The organism is Bradyrhizobium sp. (assembly GCF_035309285.1).
GTDB lineage: Bacteria > Pseudomonadota > Alphaproteobacteria > Rhizobiales > Xanthobacteraceae > Bradyrhizobium.
On sequence record NZ_DATGFH010000117.1, the window covers coordinates 1 to 2,299 of the forward strand.

General features: G+C 61.7%; 4 protein-coding genes. All 4 read right to left on the reverse strand.

Annotated elements, in window-relative coordinates:
• Positions 1-614: FAD-dependent oxidoreductase (locus tag VKR55_RS22645; protein WP_324406794.1), on the reverse strand; the 614-nt coding region annotated here is incomplete at its 3' end.
• A 36-nt stretch (positions 615-650) separates the two neighbouring features.
• Entirely contained in the window at positions 651-1,400 is a 750-nt protein-coding gene (locus VKR55_RS22650; protein ID WP_324406797.1) for an SDR family oxidoreductase, read from the reverse strand.
• Between the two features lie 36 nt (positions 1,401-1,436).
• Positions 1,437-1,658 (reverse strand): hypothetical protein, encoded by a 222-nt coding sequence (locus VKR55_RS22655; RefSeq protein ID WP_324406795.1) that lies wholly within the window; start codon positions 1,656-1,658, stop codon positions 1,437-1,439.
• Between the two features lie 10 nt (positions 1,659-1,668).
• Positions 1,669-2,299 (reverse strand): dihydrolipoyllysine-residue succinyltransferase (gene sucB / locus VKR55_RS22660; protein ID WP_324406796.1); only part of this gene is annotated, 631 nt, incomplete at its 5' end.

Genomic DNA, 2,299 nt, shown 5'->3' on the forward strand with positions numbered 1-2,299 from the left:
TCGAGAAATTCGACAACGGTGACCTTGGCGCCAAGCCGATGCCACACCGAGCCAAGCTCGAGCCCGATCACGCCGGCGCCCACGATCAGAAGCTTGCCGGGAACCTTGTCGAGCGACAGCGCGCCGGTCGACGACACGACGCGCTTTTCGTCGATCTCGATGCCTTTCAGCCGCGCGATGTCGGAGCCGGTGGCAATCACGATGTTCTTGGTCTCGACCGTCTGCGTCTTGCCGCCGGCCGACACCTCCAACTTGCCGGCGGAAACGATCCTGCCGGCGCCGTGGATGACGTCGATCTTGTTTTTCTTCATCAGGAACTCGACGCCCTTGACGTTGCCGTCGATGCCCTGCTGCTTGAAGTTCATCATCGACGGCAGGTCGAGCTTGGGCGGAGGCACGCTGACGCCCATTTTCGCGAAGGAATGACCGGCTTCCTCGAACATTTCGGACGCATGCAACAGCGCCTTCGAAGGCATGCAGCCGACATTCAGGCAGGTGCCGCCAAGAGCATTCTTCTCGACGACGGCAACCCTCATTCCGAGCTGCGCCGCGCGCACCGCGCAGACATAGCCGCCGGGACCGGTGCCGATGATGACGAGATCGTAAGTGGCCATGGTCTAAATCCTGTAGCTGAACCAAAGTGGCAGGTGTCAGCGCCCGCCCGAAACATCGAGGATGGCGCCGGTCACGTAAGAAGCCTCATCCGACATCAGCCAGACGATGGCGTTGGCAATTTCCTTCGCACTCCCGACCCGCTTCAGCGGAACCGTATGCGCGAGCCGATGGGCGCGGTCGGGCTCGCCGCCCGAGCCGTGAATTTCCGTGTCGATCAGGCCGGGCCGGATGCCGGCGACGCGGATGCCCTCGCCCGCAACCTCAAGGCCGAGGCCGACGGTGAAGGAATCGATCGCGCCCTTGGAAGCGGCGTAGTCGATATAGGTGTTGGCTCCGCCGAGTTTCGCCGCGATCGACGACACGTTGATGATGACGCCACCCTTGCCGCCATGCTTGGTCGACATCCGCTTCACGGCCTCACGTGCGCAAAGCATGCTGCCGGTGACGTTGATGGCCATCATGCGCTGGATGCGCTCGGCCGGCATTTCGTCGACGCGCACGCCGCTCTTGCCGATAATGCCCGCATTGTTGACCAGCGCGCCGAGCGCGCCGAACTTGTCGGCGGCCTCGAACAATTTGAGGATATCGTGCTCCTCGCCGACGTCGCACTTCACTGCGACCGCCTTGCCGTTCTTCGCCTCGATCTGCGAGACGACCTCCTTCGCTGCGGCCTGGTTGCTGGCGTAGCCCACAATGATCCGGAAGCCGCGCGTGGCGGCCGCAAGTGCGGTGGCGCGGCCGATGCCGCGGCTGCCGCCGGTGATAACGGCTACTCTGTCGGTCAAACCCACCCCTATCTTTCCTTCACCGCGATTGCACCATCAGGTCTTGCCCTCAAGAGCCGCCAATCGATCCAACACGGACTTGTCCGTCAGGCTGACCAAACAGAAGAGAATGAAGGGAGTGAGGAACGGAATCAGGCACCAAGCGGCAAAGCCAATACCCTTACCCTTCCTGCGACTGATTGGGATCGCAAAGAAAAAGCAACTAAGGATACTCAGCAGAAACGGCAGCAGCGAAAGAAGAAGGGACGGTTCCTCCATCGACCCCTCCTTAGAGATCCAGCACCAGGCGGGCCGGATCCTCCAGGCTCTCCTTGACGCGCACCAGGAAGGTCACGGCTTCCTTGCCGTCGATGACGCGGTGATCATAGGACAGCGCCAGATACATCATCGGACGCACCTCGACCTTGCCGCCGACAACCATCGGCCGCTCCTGGATCTTGTGCATGCCGAGGATGCCGGATTGCGGCGCGTTCAGGATCGGGGTCGACATCAGCGAGCCGTAGATGCCGCCATTGGTGATGCTGAAGGTGCCGCCCTGCAATTCCTCGATCTTGAGCGAGCCGTCGCGGGCGCGGCGGCCGAAATCGGCGATCGATTTCTCGATCTCGGCAATCGATTTCTGATCGCAGTCGCGCACCACCGGCACGACCAGGCCGCGCTCGGTGCCGACCGCGATGCCGATGTGATAGTAGTTCTTGTAAACGATATCGGTGCCGTCGATCTCGGCATTGACCGCGGGAATTTCCTTCAGCGCCTGCACGCAGGCGCGCACGAAGAAGCCCATGAAGCCGAGCTTCACGCCGTGCTTCTTCTCGAACAAATCCTTGTACTGATTGCGCAGATGCATGACGGCGGTCATGTCGACCTCGTTGAAGGTCGTCAGCATCGCCGCGGTATTC

Coding starts and splice junctions, on each gene's coding strand:
- VKR55_RS22655 (WP_324406795.1), bottom strand. CDS start 1,658: ATGGAGGAACCGTCCCTTCTTCTTTCGCTGCTGCCGTTTCTGCTGAGT.